14 protein-coding genes are annotated in these 17,592 nt (G+C 68.2%); 10 read left to right on the top strand and 4 right to left on the bottom strand.

What is annotated here, in order from left to right; translation table 11 throughout:
- Nucleotides 1-92: 92 nt before the first annotated feature.
- From MXD62_RS20850 to MXD62_RS20840, 3 genes are all read right to left on the bottom strand, one after another.
- Nucleotides 93-521, bottom strand: a complete 429-nt coding sequence (locus tag MXD62_RS20850) for a cupin domain-containing protein (RefSeq protein WP_248831187.1) — start codon at nt 519-521, stop codon at nt 93-95.
- A 13-nt stretch (nt 522-534) separates the two neighbouring features.
- Nucleotides 535-1,710 (bottom strand): amidohydrolase family protein, encoded by a 1,176-nt coding sequence (locus MXD62_RS20845; protein WP_248831186.1) that lies wholly within the window; start codon nt 1,708-1,710, stop codon nt 535-537.
- Nucleotides 1,711-1,811: 101 nt separating this feature from the next.
- A complete protein-coding gene (locus tag MXD62_RS20840; protein ID WP_248831185.1) occupies nt 1,812-2,453 on the bottom strand; it encodes a TetR family transcriptional regulator in 642 nt (213 codons plus the stop codon).
- A 257-nt stretch (nt 2,454-2,710) separates the two neighbouring features.
- Between MXD62_RS20840 and MXD62_RS20835 the strand changes: the two genes are divergently transcribed.
- The 7 genes from MXD62_RS20835 (at nt 2,711) to MXD62_RS20805 (ending at nt 11,452) form a co-directional block, all read left to right on the top strand.
- Nucleotides 2,711-3,790 (top strand): dihydrodipicolinate reductase, encoded by a 1,080-nt coding sequence (locus tag MXD62_RS20835; RefSeq protein ID WP_248831184.1) that lies wholly within the window; start codon nt 2,711-2,713, stop codon nt 3,788-3,790.
- A 72-nt stretch (nt 3,791-3,862) separates the two neighbouring features.
- A complete protein-coding gene (locus MXD62_RS20830) occupies nt 3,863-5,131 on the top strand; it encodes a cytochrome P450 (protein WP_248831183.1) in 1,269 nt (422 codons plus the stop codon).
- Nucleotides 5,128-5,880: an SDR family NAD(P)-dependent oxidoreductase gene (locus MXD62_RS20825; RefSeq protein ID WP_248831182.1), complete on the top strand. Its 753-nt coding sequence runs from the start codon at nt 5,128-5,130 to the stop codon at nt 5,878-5,880. Before MXD62_RS20830 ends, MXD62_RS20825 begins: the two co-directional genes overlap by 4 nt.
- A gap of 224 nt (nt 5,881-6,104) precedes the next feature.
- Complete coding sequence (locus MXD62_RS20820; protein ID WP_248831181.1) at nt 6,105-7,118, top strand: alpha/beta hydrolase; 1,014 nt, start codon at nt 6,105-6,107, stop codon at nt 7,116-7,118.
- 202 nt (nt 7,119-7,320) lie between these two features.
- Nucleotides 7,321-8,541: a phytanoyl-CoA dioxygenase family protein gene (locus tag MXD62_RS20815; protein WP_248831180.1), complete on the top strand. Its 1,221-nt coding sequence runs from the start codon at nt 7,321-7,323 to the stop codon at nt 8,539-8,541.
- 23 nt (nt 8,542-8,564) lie between these two features.
- Nucleotides 8,565-10,325, top strand: a complete 1,761-nt coding sequence (locus MXD62_RS20810) for an ABC transporter ATP-binding protein (protein WP_248831179.1) — start codon at nt 8,565-8,567, stop codon at nt 10,323-10,325.
- A 392-nt stretch (nt 10,326-10,717) separates the two neighbouring features.
- Nucleotides 10,718-11,452, top strand: a complete 735-nt coding sequence (locus MXD62_RS20805; protein WP_248831178.1) for a TetR/AcrR family transcriptional regulator — start codon at nt 10,718-10,720, stop codon at nt 11,450-11,452.
- Between the two features lie 147 nt (nt 11,453-11,599).
- Here MXD62_RS20805 and MXD62_RS20800 read toward each other — a convergent pair whose 3' ends face one another.
- Complete coding sequence (locus MXD62_RS20800) at nt 11,600-12,826, bottom strand: oxygenase MpaB family protein (RefSeq protein ID WP_248831177.1); 1,227 nt, start codon at nt 12,824-12,826, stop codon at nt 11,600-11,602.
- Between the two features lie 910 nt (nt 12,827-13,736).
- Between MXD62_RS20800 and MXD62_RS20795 the strand changes: the two genes are divergently transcribed.
- The 3 genes from MXD62_RS20795 (at nt 13,737) to tatC (ending at nt 17,047) form a co-directional block, all read left to right on the top strand.
- Nucleotides 13,737-15,614: a long-chain fatty acid--CoA ligase gene (locus MXD62_RS20795; protein WP_248831176.1), complete on the top strand. Its 1,878-nt coding sequence runs from the start codon at nt 13,737-13,739 to the stop codon at nt 15,612-15,614.
- Nucleotides 15,615-15,677: 63 nt separating this feature from the next.
- Nucleotides 15,678-15,965 carry a Sec-independent protein translocase subunit TatA gene (gene tatA / locus MXD62_RS20790; protein WP_248831175.1) on the top strand — a complete coding sequence of 96 codons (288 nt, stop codon included), beginning with the start codon at nt 15,678-15,680 and terminating at the stop codon, nt 15,963-15,965.
- Between the two features lie 44 nt (nt 15,966-16,009).
- Complete coding sequence (gene tatC / locus MXD62_RS20785) at nt 16,010-17,047, top strand: twin-arginine translocase subunit TatC (RefSeq protein ID WP_248831174.1); 1,038 nt, start codon at nt 16,010-16,012, stop codon at nt 17,045-17,047.
- Nucleotides 17,048-17,592: the final 545 nt, after the last annotated feature.

Raw genomic sequence — 17,592 nt, 5'->3', positions numbered from 1 at the left:
CGCACGACGCCGCAGCTCGGCGGGGTAAGGGGAAGGACGTGCCATGACTCGATCCTCTCAGAGAATCAAGCCTCCATTCGACCCGGGGCGGTTCAGATTAGTGGAGGTGTGGCGATGACGACCCCGCTCATGCGGCAGGCGGACTCGTGTGTCTGCCACCCGTGGTCGACGCCGTTGATCACCACCGCGTCGCCGGGACCGAGCCGGTGCGGCCCGTCGCCCAGGATCAGGTCAACGCTGCCCTCCAGGATGACGTTGAAGTCGAGGCTGTCGGTGTGGTGAAGCCCGGTCGTGGTCCGCGGAGGAAACTTGATGAAGTTCCAGCCGGCCGTGCCGGGCGTGGCCTCGACCTTGACCAGGTGACCCTTTCCCGGCGGGCGCGAGGGAGGCGGAGAGGACGTGGTCCTGGCCGCCTGCACGACGATGATTCCGCCCTCCTCGAAGGGCACCTCGCTCGGCGTCCGATCCTCGACCACGCATGAGCTGCCGTCGTCGCTGACTCCGGTGATGAGTAGTCGCACGTGGATCCCCGAATCAGAGGTTGTAGACGTGGGCAGCGTTGCCGTGCAGCACCTTGCGCACAAGATCCGTGGGTAGTTCGCTGAGGTTCTTGTTGATCGTCTCTCGCGGTCCGGTGGCGCTGGAGTTCGGCGCCGGCGCGAGGCAGGTGGAGTGCGGGAAGTCGGTCTCGAACATGAAGTTGTCCGGGTAGAGCTCCGCCGGCGCGCCCACATGGGGGTCGAACCAGAACGTGGCGTAGATCTGTCGCCGGAAGTACTCCGACGGCAGCAGCATGTCCGGATAGTCGAGGTGGGTGGAAAGGGTGCTCCACTGCCAGTCGAGCGAATCGAGCAGGAAGGGGATGTAGCCGATTCCGCTTTCCACCGAGACGAACTTCAGCGTCGGGTAGCGCTCGCAGAGGCGACCGAGGATCAGTTCTGAGATGCAGTTGGCGTTCGCGAGCATGGACTGAGCGGAGATCTTGGCGAGGTCCAGGGTGCTGAAGGACTCCGCGTTGGCCACGAGCCCCTGGTCCTCTTCGAAGGACTCGTTGAAGGCCGTGTGGAAGTTGACGGATATGCCCATCTCTTCACACGTCTTCAGTAGCGGCTCCCAGTGATCCGAGCGCAGCGGCGGCAGGCCGGCCTTCTCGAACTGCCAGCCGAAGTTGAGGCCCTTGTGACCGAGGCTGTGGCAACGCTCGAGCTCGGCGATGCTCTGATCGAGATCCCACCAGGGAAGGTTGGTGAGCGCGATGAGCCGATCCGGAGCCGCCGAGCAGAACTCGCTCAGGAAGTCGTTGAACGCCTGGACGATCTCGAGACGGAGCTGTGGGTCTAAGGCCAGCAGCCGGACCGTGTGGAACGCGATCATGTTCGGGTAGAGCACCTGCGAGTGGATGCCGTTCTCATCCATCCAGGCGAGGCGCTCGTCGGCCTTCCAGGCGCCGGGATGCGCGTCCTCGTAGGAGAGCGGCGCGTCGGGGTAGGGCGCCTTCCACCCCGCCTGTGCCTGACCGCCGACCGCGGTGCCGACCCTGGTGTCGCCGATGTACCAGGTGTCCCTGTTGTTGCTCCGCACGATGTGCGGCACCTCGTCGCCCCACTTCTTCGACATCCGGGACGTCCAGAGGTCCGGCGGCTCGAGTACGTGCGCGTCCACGTCGCAGATCTTGAGTTGATCGACAAAGGTGTCGCTGGTCAGGGTCACGTCGCATCCCCTTGGGAGAGTTCCGCGCATGCGGTGGATGACGACGAAGACTGCTGGAAATGTCAGTGGCTGTCAAGACTGTCGGAGTCGGGATCCGACCGTCATGGCGTGTCCGGCCGCCCACCTGGGCGAGACGGGGCCCGGTCGAGGCCCGCGTAGAGCGGCCTCAGTCGTTCCATCCCGTCGTCGACGAGCGCGGTGATGTAGCTGGCCATGCCCAGTGCGACCACCGCACGCAGCGCCGCCCGGAACACCCCGACCGTCGCGTACGCCGCCAGTCGCACCTCGAAGTCCTCGGAGGACCGGCCGGCGCGCCGGGCGAGCTCCTTCGTCAGGTCGTGTTCCACCGCCAGGAGCACCTCCAGCACCGCGGCCGAGGCCTCCCGCTCGTTGAGGACGCGGAGCACGCTGTCGCGCCCGGCCTCGATGCTTGCGCGCAGGTGGTCGGTGAACTCGCGCATGGCCGCGCGCGCCACCTCGAGCAGCTCGGGCGCGTCCGAGGTGGCGAGCACGTCTTTCAACAGCTTGCGCCGGACCCGCCAGTCGTCGACGAGCACGTCGGATTTGGCGGGGAAGTAGCGAAAAAATGTGCGCTCGGTCACACCGGCGTCCTCGGCGATCGCCGCGGCGGTGGTCGCGACGTAGCCGTGGGTGCGGAACCGGTGGTGCGCGGCGACGAGCAGTCGCTGACGGGTCATCTCGCTCTTGCGCCCGCCGACCTCTACGCCTGTTTTGCCCTCCACCGGATGCCCCTTCTCCCCTTCGACCCTGGAACATCATTCTATGACACTGCGGAACGTTCTTAGTGACCATGCTGCGGTGGGCGGATGGGCGGGGATCTTCCCATGTCATAGGGCGTTCTTGGTCTCTCAGGTACACCTGCCAGCCGTCCCTAGACGTGGAAGTTTTCTGTCTGCTACTGTCATTTTCAACATCAACGAGGCCGTGAGCCCGGTCGACAAGCGGTGAGCGGGCGACCCGGTCAGGCGAGAGGACCTTGATGGCCAAGGGGCAGTCGAACTGGCATCAGCACTCGGACAAGACGTACCGCGTCGTCCAGTGGGCGGCGGGGCGGATGGGGAAGAAGGCCATCCGCGGCGTCGTCGAGCACCCGCGCTTAGAGCTGGTGGGGCTCTACGTCTACTCGGACAGCAAGGTGGGTCAGGATGCCGGCGTCCTGGCCGGGATCGACCCGGTCGGCATCCTCGCCACCCAGGACATCGACGACGTGGTGGCGCTCCAGCCTGACTGCGTGCTGTACATGCAGGAGGGCTTCGACCTCGACGACCTGACGCGACTGCTCAGCTCCGGCATCAACGTCATCACCACGCGTAGCGAGTTCTTCTACGCCTCGACGATGGACCCGACCATCCGGGCCCGCATCGAGGAGGCGTGCCAGCAGGGCGGAACATCGATCCACGCCACGGGCAGCAGCCCGGGCTACAGCACCACCACGATGCCGCTGACGCTCACTTACCCCATGCGGCGCCTGGACGAGCTGACCATCGACGAGTACGCCGACATCCCGGCCTCGGTCGGGCCCGACATGATCAAGCTGATGGGGTTCGGCACGCCGGTCGCCACCACCGAGGTGCCCGCCGGGCGGATGGAAACCGCCTTCGTGGGCTACCAGCAGTCGCTCGCCGCCCTCGCCGACGCGATCGGACTCCCGCTCGAGGGCTGGGAGGTGCGAGCGGAAGTCGCTCGCGCCACCGAGCCCTACACCCTCTCGGACGGCTACGTCATCGAGAAGGGCACGATGGCCGCCCAGCGGATCAGCCTCGCGGGCATGCGCAACGGCAGACCGTTCATGACCTTCCGGGCGCACTGGTTCTGCACTCAGCATCTCGACCAGGACTGGAACATGGGCGGCGAGGGCTGGCTGTTCACCACCAAGGGCGACGCGCCGATGCAGGTCCGGGTCACCTACGGGACGACCGACGAGGGGTACTCCGAACACCTGGCCGGCTACACCGCGACCCCGGCCGTGAACACGATCCCGTACATCGTCGAGGCCGAGCCGGGCATCCGCACGATCTTCGACCTGTCGCCGATCATCCCCGCCTTCGGGGAGAAGTAGGCCGGCTCAGGTCGACAGGCCGGGGCCGACGCGCCTCGCCGCTGAACGAAGCTTGTTGAATCGGAGACGCGCGTGGTCGACATCGATGGAACGGACTTCTTCACCAGTAGAGAGCTGGTGGTGGACCCCTACCCCTATTACGACGCGCTGCGGGCGCGGTGTCCCGTGTCGCGGGAGCCGCACCAGGGCGTGGTGATGGTCACCGGCTTTGACGAGGCCCTCACGATCTACCACGACAGCGACCGGTTCTCCTCGTGCACGGCGGTGACGGGCCCGTTCCCCGGCTTTCCGGTTCCGCTCGACGGTGACGACATCTCCGAGCTCATCGAGGCGCACCGGGACGAGCTTCCCTACAGCGACCAGCTGCCGACCTTCGACCCGCCCAAGCACACCCAGCACCGCGCCCTGCTCATGCGCCTGCTGTCTCCCGGTCGGTTGAAGCAGAACGAGGAGGCCATGTGGCGGCTGGCCGACCGGTACCTCGAGGAGTTCCTCGGCGACTCCCGGTGCGAGTTCATCGCCGACTTCGCCGGGCCCTTCTCCATGGTGGTCATCGCCGACCTGCTCGGCGTGCCCGAGGAGGACCACGACCTGTTCCGACGCGGTACGGGCCAGGCCAAGGGCGGGTTCGGCAGTACCGACGGTGAGCAGCTGGCCGACACGCCGCTGGAGTTCCTGTACGAGGCGTTCACCGCCTACGTCGAGGATCGTCGCCGGTCTCCGCGCCAGGACGTCCTGACCCGGCTGGCGCAGGCCACGTACCGGGACGGCACGACACCCGAGGTCATCGACGTGGTGCGCCTGGCCGCCAACCTGTTCGCGGCAGGCCAGGAGACCACGGTGCGCATGCTGGCCGCCGCCGTCCAGGTCCTGGCCGAGGACGCCGAGCTTCAGCGACGGCTGCGGCACCAGCGAGACCTGATCCCCGGGTTCATCGAGGAGATCCTGCGGTTCGAGAGCCCGATCAAGGGCGACTTCCGGCTCACCAAGGTGCCTGTCACCGTGGGTGGCGTGGACCTGCCAGCCGGCACCACGCTGATGGTCCTCAACGGCGCCGCGAACCGTGACGCACGTAAGTTCGATCATCCCAACGAACTGCTCCCGGAGCGGGACAACGCTCGCGAGCACCTTGCCTTCGGTCATGGAGCCCACTACTGCCCCGGCGCGCCGCTGGCCCGCGCCGAGGGCCGGATCACCCTCGAGCGCCTACTGGATCGCACGACCGACATCCGGATATCCGAGGCCGAGCACGGCCCCCCAGAGGCCCGGCGCTTCCGCTACCACCCGACCTACATCCTGCGCGGCCTGCAGAAGCTGCACATCGAGTTCACTCCGGCATGACGGCTACCGGAGACCTCGAAGGCAAGGTCGCGATCGTGACCGGTGCCGCCAACGGGATCGGCCGCGCGATCGCGACGCGGTTCGTCGCCGAAGGTGCCAAGGTCGTCATCGCCGACATCGACGCCGGCGGTCAGGGCGTCGCCGCGGAGCTTGGTGAGCGCGCCGCCTTCTTCACGACTGACGTCTCCGACCCCGCTCAGGCCCACGCACTCGTCGACTTCACGATCGGGCGCTTCGGCGGACTGCACGTGCTGTGCAACAACGCCGGTGTGTCCGGTGGGCTACGGCGCTTCCTCGACGACGACCTGCGCGACTTCGAACGTGTCATCGCCGTCGACCTCTACGGGGTCATGGCCTGCAGCCGCAGCGCCGCCCGGCACATGGTCGATCACGGTGGCGGCGCCATCGTCAACATCGCCTCAGGCGCCGGGATCACCCCCGGAATCGGGATGCTGCCCTACCGGGCGGCAAAGGCCGGCGTCGTCCAGTTCACCCGGTGCCTGGCGGTGGAGCTGGGCGAGCACGGCATCAGGGCCAACTGCATCGCCCCCGCCAACATCTCCACGGACATCAACGCCGCCTTCGACAAAACCGCCGTCACCCGCCTGCAACCGTTGCCGCACCAGGGCAGGAGCCGTGATGTCGCCGAGGCCGCGCTGTACCTCGCCGGCGACCGCGCCGCCCACGTCACGGGCCTGGTCCTCGCGGTCGACGGTGGCATGTCCGTCGGCACACCACCACGTCGCTGACAGCGACCAAGTCGGCTGACTGCGGCGTGGGGAAGGACACCGCTCGCGACGGCTGCCGCTGCGGGAAAGTCGTGACGGGGGCTTGCGCATGTGCATGCAACAATGATAACTTCCCGTCACTATCACGTGCTAGTTCTGCTGGCGAGAAGTCGAGAACTGATGCCTGGTCGATGATCGATCCCTGGGTATGGGCGGTCTCCGCGGAGAATTGCGAGGAAGACGCTGTGGGTCTTGCGACGCCGGCCATGGACGGGGAGTGCGCAGCCGCCTGGCGGACCGTCGTGGACCGCCATTTCGGTGGAGTGATGACGGAGCTGACGGAAGAGGCGATTCCGAAGGCACGCGGGGCGAGCGTGGTGACCCGCGACCGGCTCCTGCAGGCATTCCCCTTCACGGAGCGGGAGTGCGTGGTTCCGGGGCCGGAAGCCGACATCGTCCTTTCGGTCTTCACTCCGGCCGGTCATACCACGGTGGGCCCGGGAATCGTGTGGGCCCACGGCGGGGGGATGGTGACCGGCGACCGTTTCCTGGTCTTCCCGGCTCTCCGGTTGGCCTCGGCGAGCGGTGCCGTCGTCGTGTCCGTCGAGTACCGGCTCGCTCCGGAGCATCCCGACCCCGCGCCCGTCGACGACTGCTACGCCGCCCTGCTCTGGACGGCCAGCCACGCGGACGAGTTGGGGATCGATGCCCACGCGCTCGTGCTGGCCGGCGGCAGCGCCGGCGGAGGCATCGCCGCCGGCACTGCGCTGCGGGTCCGTGACCAGGGCGGTCCCAGCCTGGCCGGGCTACTGCTGGCGAGCCCCATGCTTGACGACCGGATGCGGACGGCGTCGGCCCGGATGGCGGGTGAGCTGCCCTGGTCGGCGACGAGTAACAGAGTCGGGTGGCGCATGCTGCTGGGAGACCGCGTCGGAACCGACGACGTGTCCATCTACGCCGCGCCCGGCCGGGCGACCGACCTGTCCGGTCTGCCTCCGACCTTCCTCGACGTCGGCTCCGTCGATCTGTTCCGTGACGAGGGCGTCGCGTTCGCCACGACGGTCTGGTCATGCGGGGGCGACGCGGAACTGCATGTGTGGCCTGGAGGGTTCCACGGCTACGAGGACGCCGCGCCTGGCGCCGCGCTCGCCACCGACACCCTCGCGGCACGCGAGCGCTGGCTGGCCCGAGTCCTCGCGCGCGCTCGGGCCCACTCCTCGGACGGCTCGGCCCGAGAAGCCCAGGCGTCGGACATTTGATCGCAAGGGGTCGCTGTGGAGCCACCAGAAGTTCCTGTACTAGTCACGATGGGTGACCGCAAGGGTTCCCGTAGATGGCGATCATCCGTCGGGGATGCCGTGTAACGTCGCTGGGCTTTTCGTCGCAGGCGCGCTCGGTGGGTTCTTACGCATCGCGCGTTTCATCCTGGCCGAGCAGGTATGCCGCGGGGAAGGTGAAGGTATGCCCATCGCTTTGGATCGTCGTACCCGTCGTGACGCCGATCTGCGCCATGTCGGCATGGAGGAGTTTCTCGCGGGCGAGTTCCCGGATCTCGTCGCCCGCCACGGCGCTCTCGTGGCCCGGGGGATCGAACTACTTGACGCGCCTCCGCTCGCCATCGAGATCGGTGCCGACTCCTGGTCGTTCTCGGGGGACGGCACCACCCTCGCGGTCGCGCGTGGTGTCGCCGACGGCGCGCTCGTCGTGACGTTCAGCGAGGACGAGTTCTCGGACTGGGTGCAGAACCAACGATCGTTCAACGCGATGATCACCGCGCGGGAGCTGCGGTATCGCGACGGTGGCGAGCGGGACATCTCCGTCTGGGACTCACTCTGGCTGACGCTGCTCGAGGGCTGGCCGGTCGTGGACGACGGGCTCGAGTTCCTGGACCGCCACGGCGGCCCCCTCGACTTCCGTCGCGTCTTCACGCCAGACGACGATCCGGCCGATGTCGCGCACTTCCTGCGCGAGGCCGGATTCCTCCATCTGCGTGGCTGGGTGGATCCGGCGGGGATGAAGGAAGTGTCCGACGACATCGACCGGGCGCTCCCGGACTACCGCGAAGGTGACGGCCGTTCGTGGTGGGCGACGACGGCGGACGGGACCCACCGCTGCGTCCGGCTCCAGGACTTCGTCGGACGTTCTCCGGGCACGGCGGTGATCCTTCGTAGTGACCGGTGGGACCAGCTGCGCCGAACTCTTGCCGGTGATGACGATCTCGCCCAGCGCCCGGTGGAGGGCAGTGGTCTGGAGGCGCTCATCAAGCCGCGCGGCGTCGTCGCCGGCGCGTCGGACGTCAGCTTCCATCGCGACTGCCACTTCGGCCGGCACGCCTACGGCTGTTCGGGCACGGTCGTGGGGATCGCCGTCACAGCCAGCGGCGAGGCGAACGGCCAGCTGCGCGTCGTCGCGGGCTCGCACCGGGTGGTGATGCCGGTCGAGATCGCCAAGACCCGGCCTTACCTGCCGGTGGTCGCGGTCCCGACCGAGCCGGGCGACGTCACCGTGCACCTGAGCTGCACCCTCCATGAGTCGACCCCGCCGCTCGTCGAGGAGCGCCGCGTCATGTACACGGGGTTCTCGCTCGCGCGGCGCGACGAGGGCACTGACGGTGGCCGCGCCCTGTCGGAGCTGCGCGAGCGGGTGTCCAAGATCCTCCTCGATGGGACCGCCAGGACGTGACGAAGGGCCGCGAAGGTGCCAGCGTGCGTGCGAGCGCTGAGCCCGAACCGCACGCGCTGCGCGCGTTGTTCGCCCATGCCGGCGACGGCGGGCGGCTGCTTGTTGCCGGCTACGCGCTCATCCTGGTCGACGCCGTCGCGCAGAGTCTCACGCCGGCGGTGTTCCGGGTCGTGCTCAACCGCATCCAGCAGGATCCGCACGAGTTTCTGCGGACTGGTTGGCAGGGGCCGGTGGTGGCCGCGGTCGCCGTGGCCGCGACGTTCCTCACCGCGGCGTACTTCGCGCACACCTGGACCAGGCGCGGGGCGGCCCGGTGGGCGAACAATCTGCGGCGCGCCCTGTACGAACACGTGCAGCGGCTGTCGATCGACTTCTTCCACCGCTCCCACGTCGGTGACGTCGCCGCCCGGATCAACCAGGACATCGAACGCCTGGAGGTGACGCTCTGGCGGGGCCTGGAGCTGTGGTGGGCGGCGGCGCTGCTGGTCATCTCGGTCGGGCTCATCGCCTGGGTCGATGCCTGGATGGCGCTGCTCGCGCTCGCGCTGCTCGCCGTGGCCGTGGGCTGGACACTGCTGGTCCTGCCGCGGCTGCACCGGCACACCCGCGACATCAGAGACGAGCTCGGCCGGACCTCCGGGACGCTCGCGGAGATGCTCGGCGTGAACGCACTCCTCAAGGCGTTCAACGCCGAGGACGCCGCCCTCGGCCAGGTCCGCAACGGCACCGACCGGGTCCGGGCCGGGTCCGAGACGCTCGCGCGGCTGCAACACCGCTACGCCGACCCCCTCGGTTTCCACCTCGCGTTCGTCGCGCCGTTCGTGCTCCTGTTCGTCGGCGCCTGGCGCACGGCGTCGGGCACTCTCACGATCGGTGACATCGTCGCGATCTGGGGCTTCTGGATCCGCGGATCGGGCGCGCTCACGCAGGTCATCAACAGCCTGCCCGAGGTCCTCGCCGGACTGACCGCCAGCGAACGCGCCGCCGAGCTCCTGCGGGAACAGCCCGCCGTCCGCGACCGCCCCCACGCCCCCGCACTGGCCGTCGCCCGCGGCGCCGTCACCTTCGAACAGGTGTCGTTCGCCTACCCCGGACGACGCGCACGCCCCGTCCTCGACGGCTTCGACCTCACCATTGCGCCGGGCCGCAGTGTCGCGCTCGTCGGTCCTTCCGGTGCCGGGAAATCCACGGTCGCGCAGCTGCTGCTGCGGTTCTTCGACCCGGTCGACGGCCGGGTGACCATCGACGGGCAGGACCTGCGCGAGGTCACCCAGAGCTCGGTGCGCGCCGCCGTCGGTGTCGTCTTCCAGGAGTCCGTCCTGCTCAGCGGCTCCCTGGCGCGCAACCTGCGACTCGCCCGGCCCACCGCCACCGAGGAGGAGATCGAACAGGCGCTGGAGGCGGCGAACGCGTGGGAGTTCGTCCGGACCTGGGACAGCGGGATCCATACCGAGATCGGCGAGCGCGGCGTCACGCTCTCCGGCGGGCAGCGCCAGCGCCTCGCCATCGCCCGGCTGATGCTGAAGGATCCCGCCGTCGTCGTCCTCGACGAGGCCACCAGCGCCCTCGACGCGACCAGCGAACGCCTCGTCCTCGAGGCCCTCGACCGACTCCTCGCGGGCAGGACGTCGCTCGTCATCGCGCACCGCATCGCCACGATCCGCACCTGCGACCAGATCGCCGTCGTCGAGGGCGGACGAGTCGGCGACATCGGCACCCACATGTCGCTACTGCAGTCCTCGACGACCTACCGCTCCTACTGCCGCGAACAGGCCGTCGCGTGAAAAGGAGCTGTCCCATCAACGCTCGACCTGCGGTGCTGGTCGGCACACTCTCTGGTCGATGACCAGCTCGATCCCGCCCTTTCCCGCTGGCTGCCCCTGCACCACACCCGTGCGGCCGCCTCGCACTCGACCAGCTACCCCATGCCTGCCCCCGCCTGCCGGGGTCAGCGGTCGGCGGCTATTGCAGCAGGCGGTTGACCGCGGCCAGGACGGCGTGGACCGATGCGGTGAGCACGGAGGTGTCCTGGCGCCGGCGCCCCAGCAGTCGACTCGCTCGTCGGCCCCGGAAGTCCGGGGGCTGGGAAGACAGCAGCCGGTTCCTGGCTGCGCCCTGTGCGCAGGTGCACGCCTCCGCGGAGAGGTTTGGTACCGTCCGGCGGAGTGGAAGCACTATGAGTTCCGCCGGGGAGCCGCTGCCCGCCGGGGGCGGGCGGCCCAGAGGAGAACCGCTGCTGGATCGCGCGCTCGAGGCCTCCCTCGAGCACACGGTTGCTGGTGACGAGATACGCGAACGCATCCTCGACGCCGCGGCTGAGATTTTCGCCCGGTCGGGTGTCCGGCGTTCCAGTATCGAGGACGTGGCCCGTAGGGCAGGCGTCTCACGCATCACCGTCTACCGCCGATTTCCGACGAAGAACCTGCTCGTCGAAGAAGTTCTCCTGCGTGACCTGCGTGCCTTCTTCGTCGGACTCCGAGTGGCTGCCGGCAAGGCGGACACGCTTGGAGAAAGGATCGTGGAGGGATTTTCGCTGGCGCTCGGCGCGGCCCGCGCGAATCCTCTTTTTGGTGGTCTCATCGCAGTCGAGCCGGAGGCTATCCTGCCTTTTCTGACGACTGGAGGCGGCAGCTTTTTGAGGACGGTGTCCGACTTCGTCGCAACACAGCTTCGCCGCGAGCAGGCGGCCGGGGAGATGGCTGAGACGGTCGACATCAGGGTTGTCGCGGAAGTGCTCGCGCGTATCACGCTGTCGTTCAGCCTCACCCCTGACAGCTATGTAGATCTCAATGACCCGGGTCAGGTGCGCGCCTTCGCGCGCGGCTTTCTGGCACCTCTGGTCACCGGTGTGGGGGTCACCGGTGACCAGAGCACCGGAAATACTGATTCCGGTATGTGCGGGCCGGACTGACGTGCTGGACGACCAGCCGACCACGATCGAGGGGGCGGGTGATCCGAGTCGTCGGCGCGCCGGCAGCTGTGCCGAGCGTCGCCTGTGGGTCGGGCCGCAGCTTTCCAGCGGACCTGGGGCGTGCGTGCGGGGCCGGATGCTCGATGGTCAGTAGTTGGGATTGTTGGTGTCGGGGATCTGGATGCTGATGGGGAAGTCGGCGCCGGAGAGGACGACCAGGATGCCGAGGCGGAGGATCTCGTCGAAGGCCCAGTAGACCTGCTGGAGGATTCCCGGTGCCTTCTCCAGGCTCAGCAGGCCCTCGCGGACGGCGACGAAGGGTTCCCAGGCGACCTCGAAGGCCGTATCCCAGAAGAGGTTCCTCGGGAGCTTGAGTGAATCGGCGATGTGGTCACCCAGAAAGTAGCGGGTGAGAGCGCAGAGTATGGGCTTGCTGAGGAGGCTGCCGTCGATGAACGAGGCGAGGTTGACGAGAACGTCGGCGAGCTTGATGCCCTCGGGGGTGGCGGCGAGGATGGGCGTGAGCACCTGCGCGGCCTGGGAGTTGGCCTCGTCCCAGGAGGCGGGGATGTATTCGTCGAGAATGCCGAGCATGTGGGCGGTGAGCTGCCAGGAGTGCAGGAAGCCCGCGGACTCGGTGGCGTCGATCGGTACCTTCCACTGCTGCAGGTTCTGCATGACGGTGGTGGGCAGGCTGTGCCAGGTCACCATCATGTCGGCCTGGGAGATCGGGATCTCCTCATCGGCGACCTTGGTCCAGTACGGGGATTTGGGCAGCAGGTGCCGCACCCCGGCGTGGGCCAGGCGCGTCTTGACGCAGGTCACGATCATCTCGCCGTCGGGCTCGAAGGCGTTGGCCGTGCCGACGTCGTAGCCCAGCTTGGCGGTCTTGGTGATGCGGTCCCTCATGTCCGCGCCACCCTTGGAGTAATAGACCGCAAGGGCCTCGCGCGGGATGATCGTGCTCATCATGCCGCTGACGAAACCATAGGTGACGCCCAGGTACAGGCCGCGCTTCTGGTTGAAGTTGGTCGCGGCCGTCAGCTTGGCCTTGTCGGTCCACGTCGGCAGCTGACGCGCGTGCTCCATGAAGTCGCGCAGGTCCGTGGGCAGCCCGGCGGGCAGCGCCTGTCCGTTCTTCTTCCACGTCTTCAGTAGCTTGTTGACCGCGGTCGTCTCGCCACGGTCGATCACCCCGGCGACCACCGGGTCGGCCTCGGCGTCCCACACGTACTTCGGGTCCAGACCGGCTCCCGTACCGGCCACCGAGCCCGCGGGTGACCACGACCATGCGGGCGTCGCCGCGGCGAGCGCGCCCGCCATACCCAACGCCCCGCCCGTGATCAGTAACTGGCGCCTGCTCCGCTCAGCCATCCTTCTCCCTCTCAACACCTCGGCAGCCCAGGTAGTGATACAGAGATACAAGATCAGTATCTCTGTATCATGGCTTCGCAGTAATAAGAGCGCAAGGGGCATTCGAAAACAAGTGCCCTCTTTTCTCCGGAGTGTCTCGGTGCGGATTCGGTGACCGGTCGACAGGCGTCGGACGGAATGGAGGCATGCCGGCGTGCCGACGGCGCCGCACCGCCGGAAACGGTCTAGGCGCGGTAACTCGGAACAGCCGCGGATGCTTTGGGTGCCGGGATGCCTGGACTGCGGCGACTACTCGGCCTATCGCCAGTCCTCCCTGCTGATCAGGGGAGGACATTCGCAGCCCCAAAGCGGCGCTCGGTGCGCTTCGATTCACGGGCCCGGCGCAAGCGGGTCTCCATGCCTGGGTAAACCGGCGCGATGGTTCGGCTCTGTTCCCGCCGGCGGTGCGTCCGGCGATGGTGCGCCGGGTGCGTCAGGTGCACCGGATGCACGGATCCGCGCCGATGGTCGCGGCGATCGAAGCGCCATCCTCGGGCGCACGTGCTCAGCAACCTCCTGCGTGGCTCATGGGTCTCTCCCGCCGGTTCTGGTGCCCGTCCCGTCATGGTGCTGGCCCAACGGGGCCGGTCAGGATCCTGAGTGCTGACCGGGTTGATTTGAGCATGCCGAGCAGAGTCCAAACAAGAGGTTGACGTCATCCTCAGTCTTGGCTACCTTCCTCCCCAGTGACGGCGGCGTTCGACGGTTTCACCTTCAGTTGAACAGTTTGTGATTCGCGGTTTTCCGGACGGCCGGTGGACGCGGCCCGGTCGACGCGCCCGTCGGAGGCGGACGCGGAGCCGATGGATCGGAAGGCGGCCGAGCGCCTCGTGTCCGATGGCGGGCTGCCCGACCCCTGGAGGAGCGAAAGATGACCGACATCGCCTTGGCCCGCGCGGCCGTCGAGGCGGAGATCGACGGCCTGACCCTTGTCGGCGTCCTCGAACGCACAGTGCGGGAGCGCGGCGCCGAGCCCGCCTATTCCGATCGCCGCGTCACGGACGAGCCGGCTGACAGCACCGGTTGGCGGACCGTCACGTGGGCCGAGGTGCGCGACCGCGCTCGTGAGCTGGCCGCGGTCTACCTGGAAGCGGGCCTGGCACCCGGCGACACGGTGGCGATCATGGCTTCCAACCGGATCGAGCATGTGGTGGCGGATGTCGCCGCGGTCCTCGCCGGCGGCACCCCGGTGTCGGTCTACAACACGCTCGCGCCCCACCAGGTCACCTACATAGCCGAGCGCCTGGCACCGCGGATCGTCGTGCTCGAGACCGACGACCATGTCCGGCGCTGGTGCCAGGCTCTCTCGGAGCGCTCGGAGATCAGCCGGGTCCTCGCGATCGACACCGCGCACGACGTGATGCTCGCCGACAGCCGGGTCCTCGCCTGGTCGGAGGCCGTGGCCGGTGGCCCGGCGGCGCTGGCCCGCCAGTACACGGCGCTGACCGCACGCAGCGAGACCGTCAAGCCCGACGACCCGGTCACGATCCTCTACACCTCGGGCACGACGGGCCAGCCCAAGGGCGTCGTCCTCACCCACCGCAACATCTGGTTCGAGGCGGTCACCTCAGCCCGGACGGCCCACCTGGACGGCCCCGGCATCACCGTGTCCTACCTGCCGTTCGCGCACATCGCCGAGCGGCTCCTTGGCATGTACATCCCGCAGCTGCAGGGCGATCACGTCCACCTCATCGATGATCCGACGGCGCTCGCGGCCACCCTCGTCGAGGTACGTCCCACCCGCTTCTTCGGCGTCCCGCGGGTGTGGGAGAAGATCCGCACCGGGGTGGCGGCGAAGCTCGCGGCCGAGCCGGACGAGGCGAAACGGTCGGCCGTGCGGTATGCCCTGGCCGTCGGGCTGGCCTACATCGAGTCGACCCAGACCGGCCGGACGATGCCGCCGCGGCTGTGGGCCCAGTTCGAAGCGGTGGACGAGGCGGTGCTGCGCCCGCTGCGTGCCGGCCTCGGCCTGGACCGGATCGAATGGGCGACCAGCGCCGCGGCCCCGATGCCGGTGGAGGTCGCCCGGTTCCTGGCCGGCCTGGGCTTGGCCGTATACGACGTGTACGGCATGACCGAGACGACCGCGTCGGCGACGGCCTGCGGTCCCGACTCGTTCCGCCTCGGCACGGTCGGCCGCCCCCACAGCGGCATCGAGCTGCGCATCGCCGACGACGGCGAGATCCTGCTGCGCGGGCCCATCACGACACCCGGCTACCACCGGGATCCGGCGGCGACCGCCAAGCTGATCGACGTCGAGGACTGGGTGCACACCGGGGACGTGGGCGAGGTCGACGAGGACGGCTTCCTGCGGGTGATCGACCGCAAGAAGGACATCATCATCACCTCGTCGGGCAAGAACATCGCTCCGTCGAGCATCGAGAACGCGCTCAAGGAAAGCCCGCTGATCGGGCAGGCCCTGGTGGTCGGCGAAGGCCGCCCTTGTCTCGTGGCGATTCTGACTCTCGACGGTGAAGCCGCGCCGGTCGTCGCGAAGCGGCTCGGTGTCGAGGCGGCCTCGGTGGCCGAGCTCGCGGGGAACCCGACGATCCAGGCCGCGGTCGCCGCGGCGGTCGCGGCAACGAACGCGCGACTTTCGCGGCCCGAGCAGGTCAAGACGTATGAACTGCTCACCGAGGAGTGGACGGTCGGGAATGAGGATTTGACGCCCACCCTGAAACTGAAGCGCCGGATCATCACCAGCCGTTACGAGGACGTCATCGCCCGACTGTACGGGGAGAAGGCGTGAGCAATGATGTCGAAGACATTTCTCGACGGAGAACACGATGAGTGCGACTGGAGGACTCCTGCCATGCCGAACCTGGGCACGACCGAGATCATCATCATTGCGCTGGTAGTCCTGGTGCTCTTCGGATCCAGGAAGCTGCCTGACGCGGCTCGTTCGTTCGGCCGGTCGCTGCGCATCTTCAAGGCGGAGACGAAGGGCCTGCGCGAGGACGATCTCCCCGCCCACGCCGCTCCGTCCGCTCCCGCTCCCGCCCCCGCGGTGCAGCCTGCCGTTCCGCTTCCGATCGAGAGCTCGGCCGTGCCGGCCACGTCCGTCAACAACGGCACACGTGCCGATGCGGAGCGCCGCTGATCCCCGGCGCCTTGAACGCCCTCGTCGAGCAGGAGGCCCAGCCCGTGGCACGGTTCCCCACGCCGCGCACGCTCGCCTCGTCGGCGCGGCAGCGGCGCACTCGCACGGTCGAGGACAGCACGATGTCTCTCACCGAGCACCTGCGTGAACTGAGGAACCGCCTGGCCAAGGCGCTCATCGCCTTCGTCATCGCGTCGATCGTCTGCTTCGTCTTCGAGCCGAAAATCTTTCAGTGGCTCATCGATCCGTATTGTTCACTGCCGGCGGAGAAGCGCGGTGGCGTCGGCAGCGCCGGCACGTCCTGCCGGCTCTATTTCTTCGGCATCCTGGACGCCTTCACCGTCCGGCTGAAGATCTCCACGCTGTCGGGTGCGGTGTTCTCGGCGCCGGTCTGGCTGTACCAGCTCTGGTCCTTCATCACTCCCGGCCTGCACCGGCACGAGCGCCGGTGGTCGCTGACCTTCGTCTGCATCTCCCTCGTCCTGTTCGCCGCCGGTGGCTTCATGGCCTACCTCACCCTTGAGACCGGCCTGAGCCTGTTGCTCGGCTTCGGCGGCGACGGTCTCGTCAGCGTGCTCGACGGCAACAAGTACCTGAGTTACGTCATCGCGATGCTGCTGGTCTTCGGGCTCTCGTTCGAAATCCCGATGCTGGTCACGATGCTGAACCTCGCCGGCCTCGTCACGACCGCCAAGCTGCGCTCCTGGCGGCGTGCCGAGGTCTTCCTCGTCTTCGTCTTCGCCGCGGTCGTCACGCCGAGCCAGGACCCCTTCACCATGCTCGCGCTCGGCCTGCCGATGGTCGTCCTCTACGAGGTGGCGCTGATCATCGGTTGGGCGAACGACCGGCGCAAGTCCCGGCGTGGCGACGACTCGCCCTATGCGGGCCTGGAGGACGACGAGACCTCGCCGCTCGACTTCGATGCCACCGCCTGCGGACCCGCGGTGTCGCGCGGAGTCGAGGCGGACCTCGGGGCCGGGCCAGGGGGCACCGCGGCGGGTGACACCGCCCAGGGTGACACGGTGGCCGCCGGCGCCGCTGGCACGTCGCCCGCCGTCAGCAGCCACGGCGGCATTCCGTGATGCCGGATATCAAAGACGTTTGATATCCCCTCATGGAGGCCCGGTGACCACCGCGATCGATTCGTCAACCTCAGTGCGTGCCTTCTCCATGAGCTCCGCGTCGCGGGTGGCGAGGGCGGAGCCGGCGTCGATGCGGCTGCTGCCGCTTCGGCGCTCATCGGAGACCCCGCGCGGCCGTGGTTTTGGCTGCCAGGGGCCGGCGGGCCGATCAGGCGGGGCTGTCTGCTTCGTCCGGCCGGTTGCCACACCGGTTGCCACACAGCGGTGCGGACGGGGCTCGGCGGTGGTGCCGCTGGTCCTCTGGGGGCAGGGAAGTGCGGCAGCGCGTGTGGCGACACGGGCCACCAGAGGGGTACTCCAACTGCCGGATATGGACGTCAGGATACGTGTGCGGACGTTCCTGGGCGGTATGGACTGACCTGAAAAGCGGAAGGGCGGCGGTTCGACCCCGCACCTACCCACCGCTCTGACCTACATCCGTCAGTAACGACGGTTGGCGTGATCAAAGATCGGTGATCTTTCCCTTTCCGGCTTGTTGATGGTGT

Origin of the sequence: Frankia sp. Mgl5 (assembly GCF_023242985.1) — a bacterium.
In the GTDB taxonomy this organism is placed as follows: domain Bacteria; phylum Actinomycetota; class Actinomycetes; order Frankiales; family Frankiaceae; genus Parafrankia; species Parafrankia soli.
The sequence above is the reverse complement of the archived record's forward strand: the minus strand, read 5'-3'. Positions and strand labels throughout refer to the sequence as shown.

What these genes read in the sequence shown, in the direction of transcription:
- MXD62_RS20805 (WP_248831178.1), top strand. Translation starts at nt 10,718, where the DNA reads ATGAGTTCCGCCGGGGAGCCGCTGCCCGCCGGGGGCGGGCGGCCCAGA.
- MXD62_RS20835 (WP_248831184.1), top strand. Translation starts at nt 2,711, where the DNA reads ATGGCCAAGGGGCAGTCGAACTGGCATCAGCACTCGGACAAGACGTAC.
- tatA (WP_248831175.1), top strand. Translation starts at nt 15,678, where the DNA reads ATGCCGAACCTGGGCACGACCGAGATCATCATCATTGCGCTGGTAGTC.
- MXD62_RS20825 (WP_248831182.1), top strand. Translation starts at nt 5,128, where the DNA reads ATGACGGCTACCGGAGACCTCGAAGGCAAGGTCGCGATCGTGACCGGT.
- MXD62_RS20795 (WP_248831176.1), top strand. Translation starts at nt 13,737, where the DNA reads ATGACCGACATCGCCTTGGCCCGCGCGGCCGTCGAGGCGGAGATCGAC.
- MXD62_RS20800 (WP_248831177.1), bottom strand. Translation starts at nt 12,826, where the DNA reads ATGGCTGAGCGGAGCAGGCGCCAGTTACTGATCACGGGCGGGGCGTTG.
- MXD62_RS20815 (WP_248831180.1), top strand. Translation starts at nt 7,321, where the DNA reads ATGCCCATCGCTTTGGATCGTCGTACCCGTCGTGACGCCGATCTGCGC.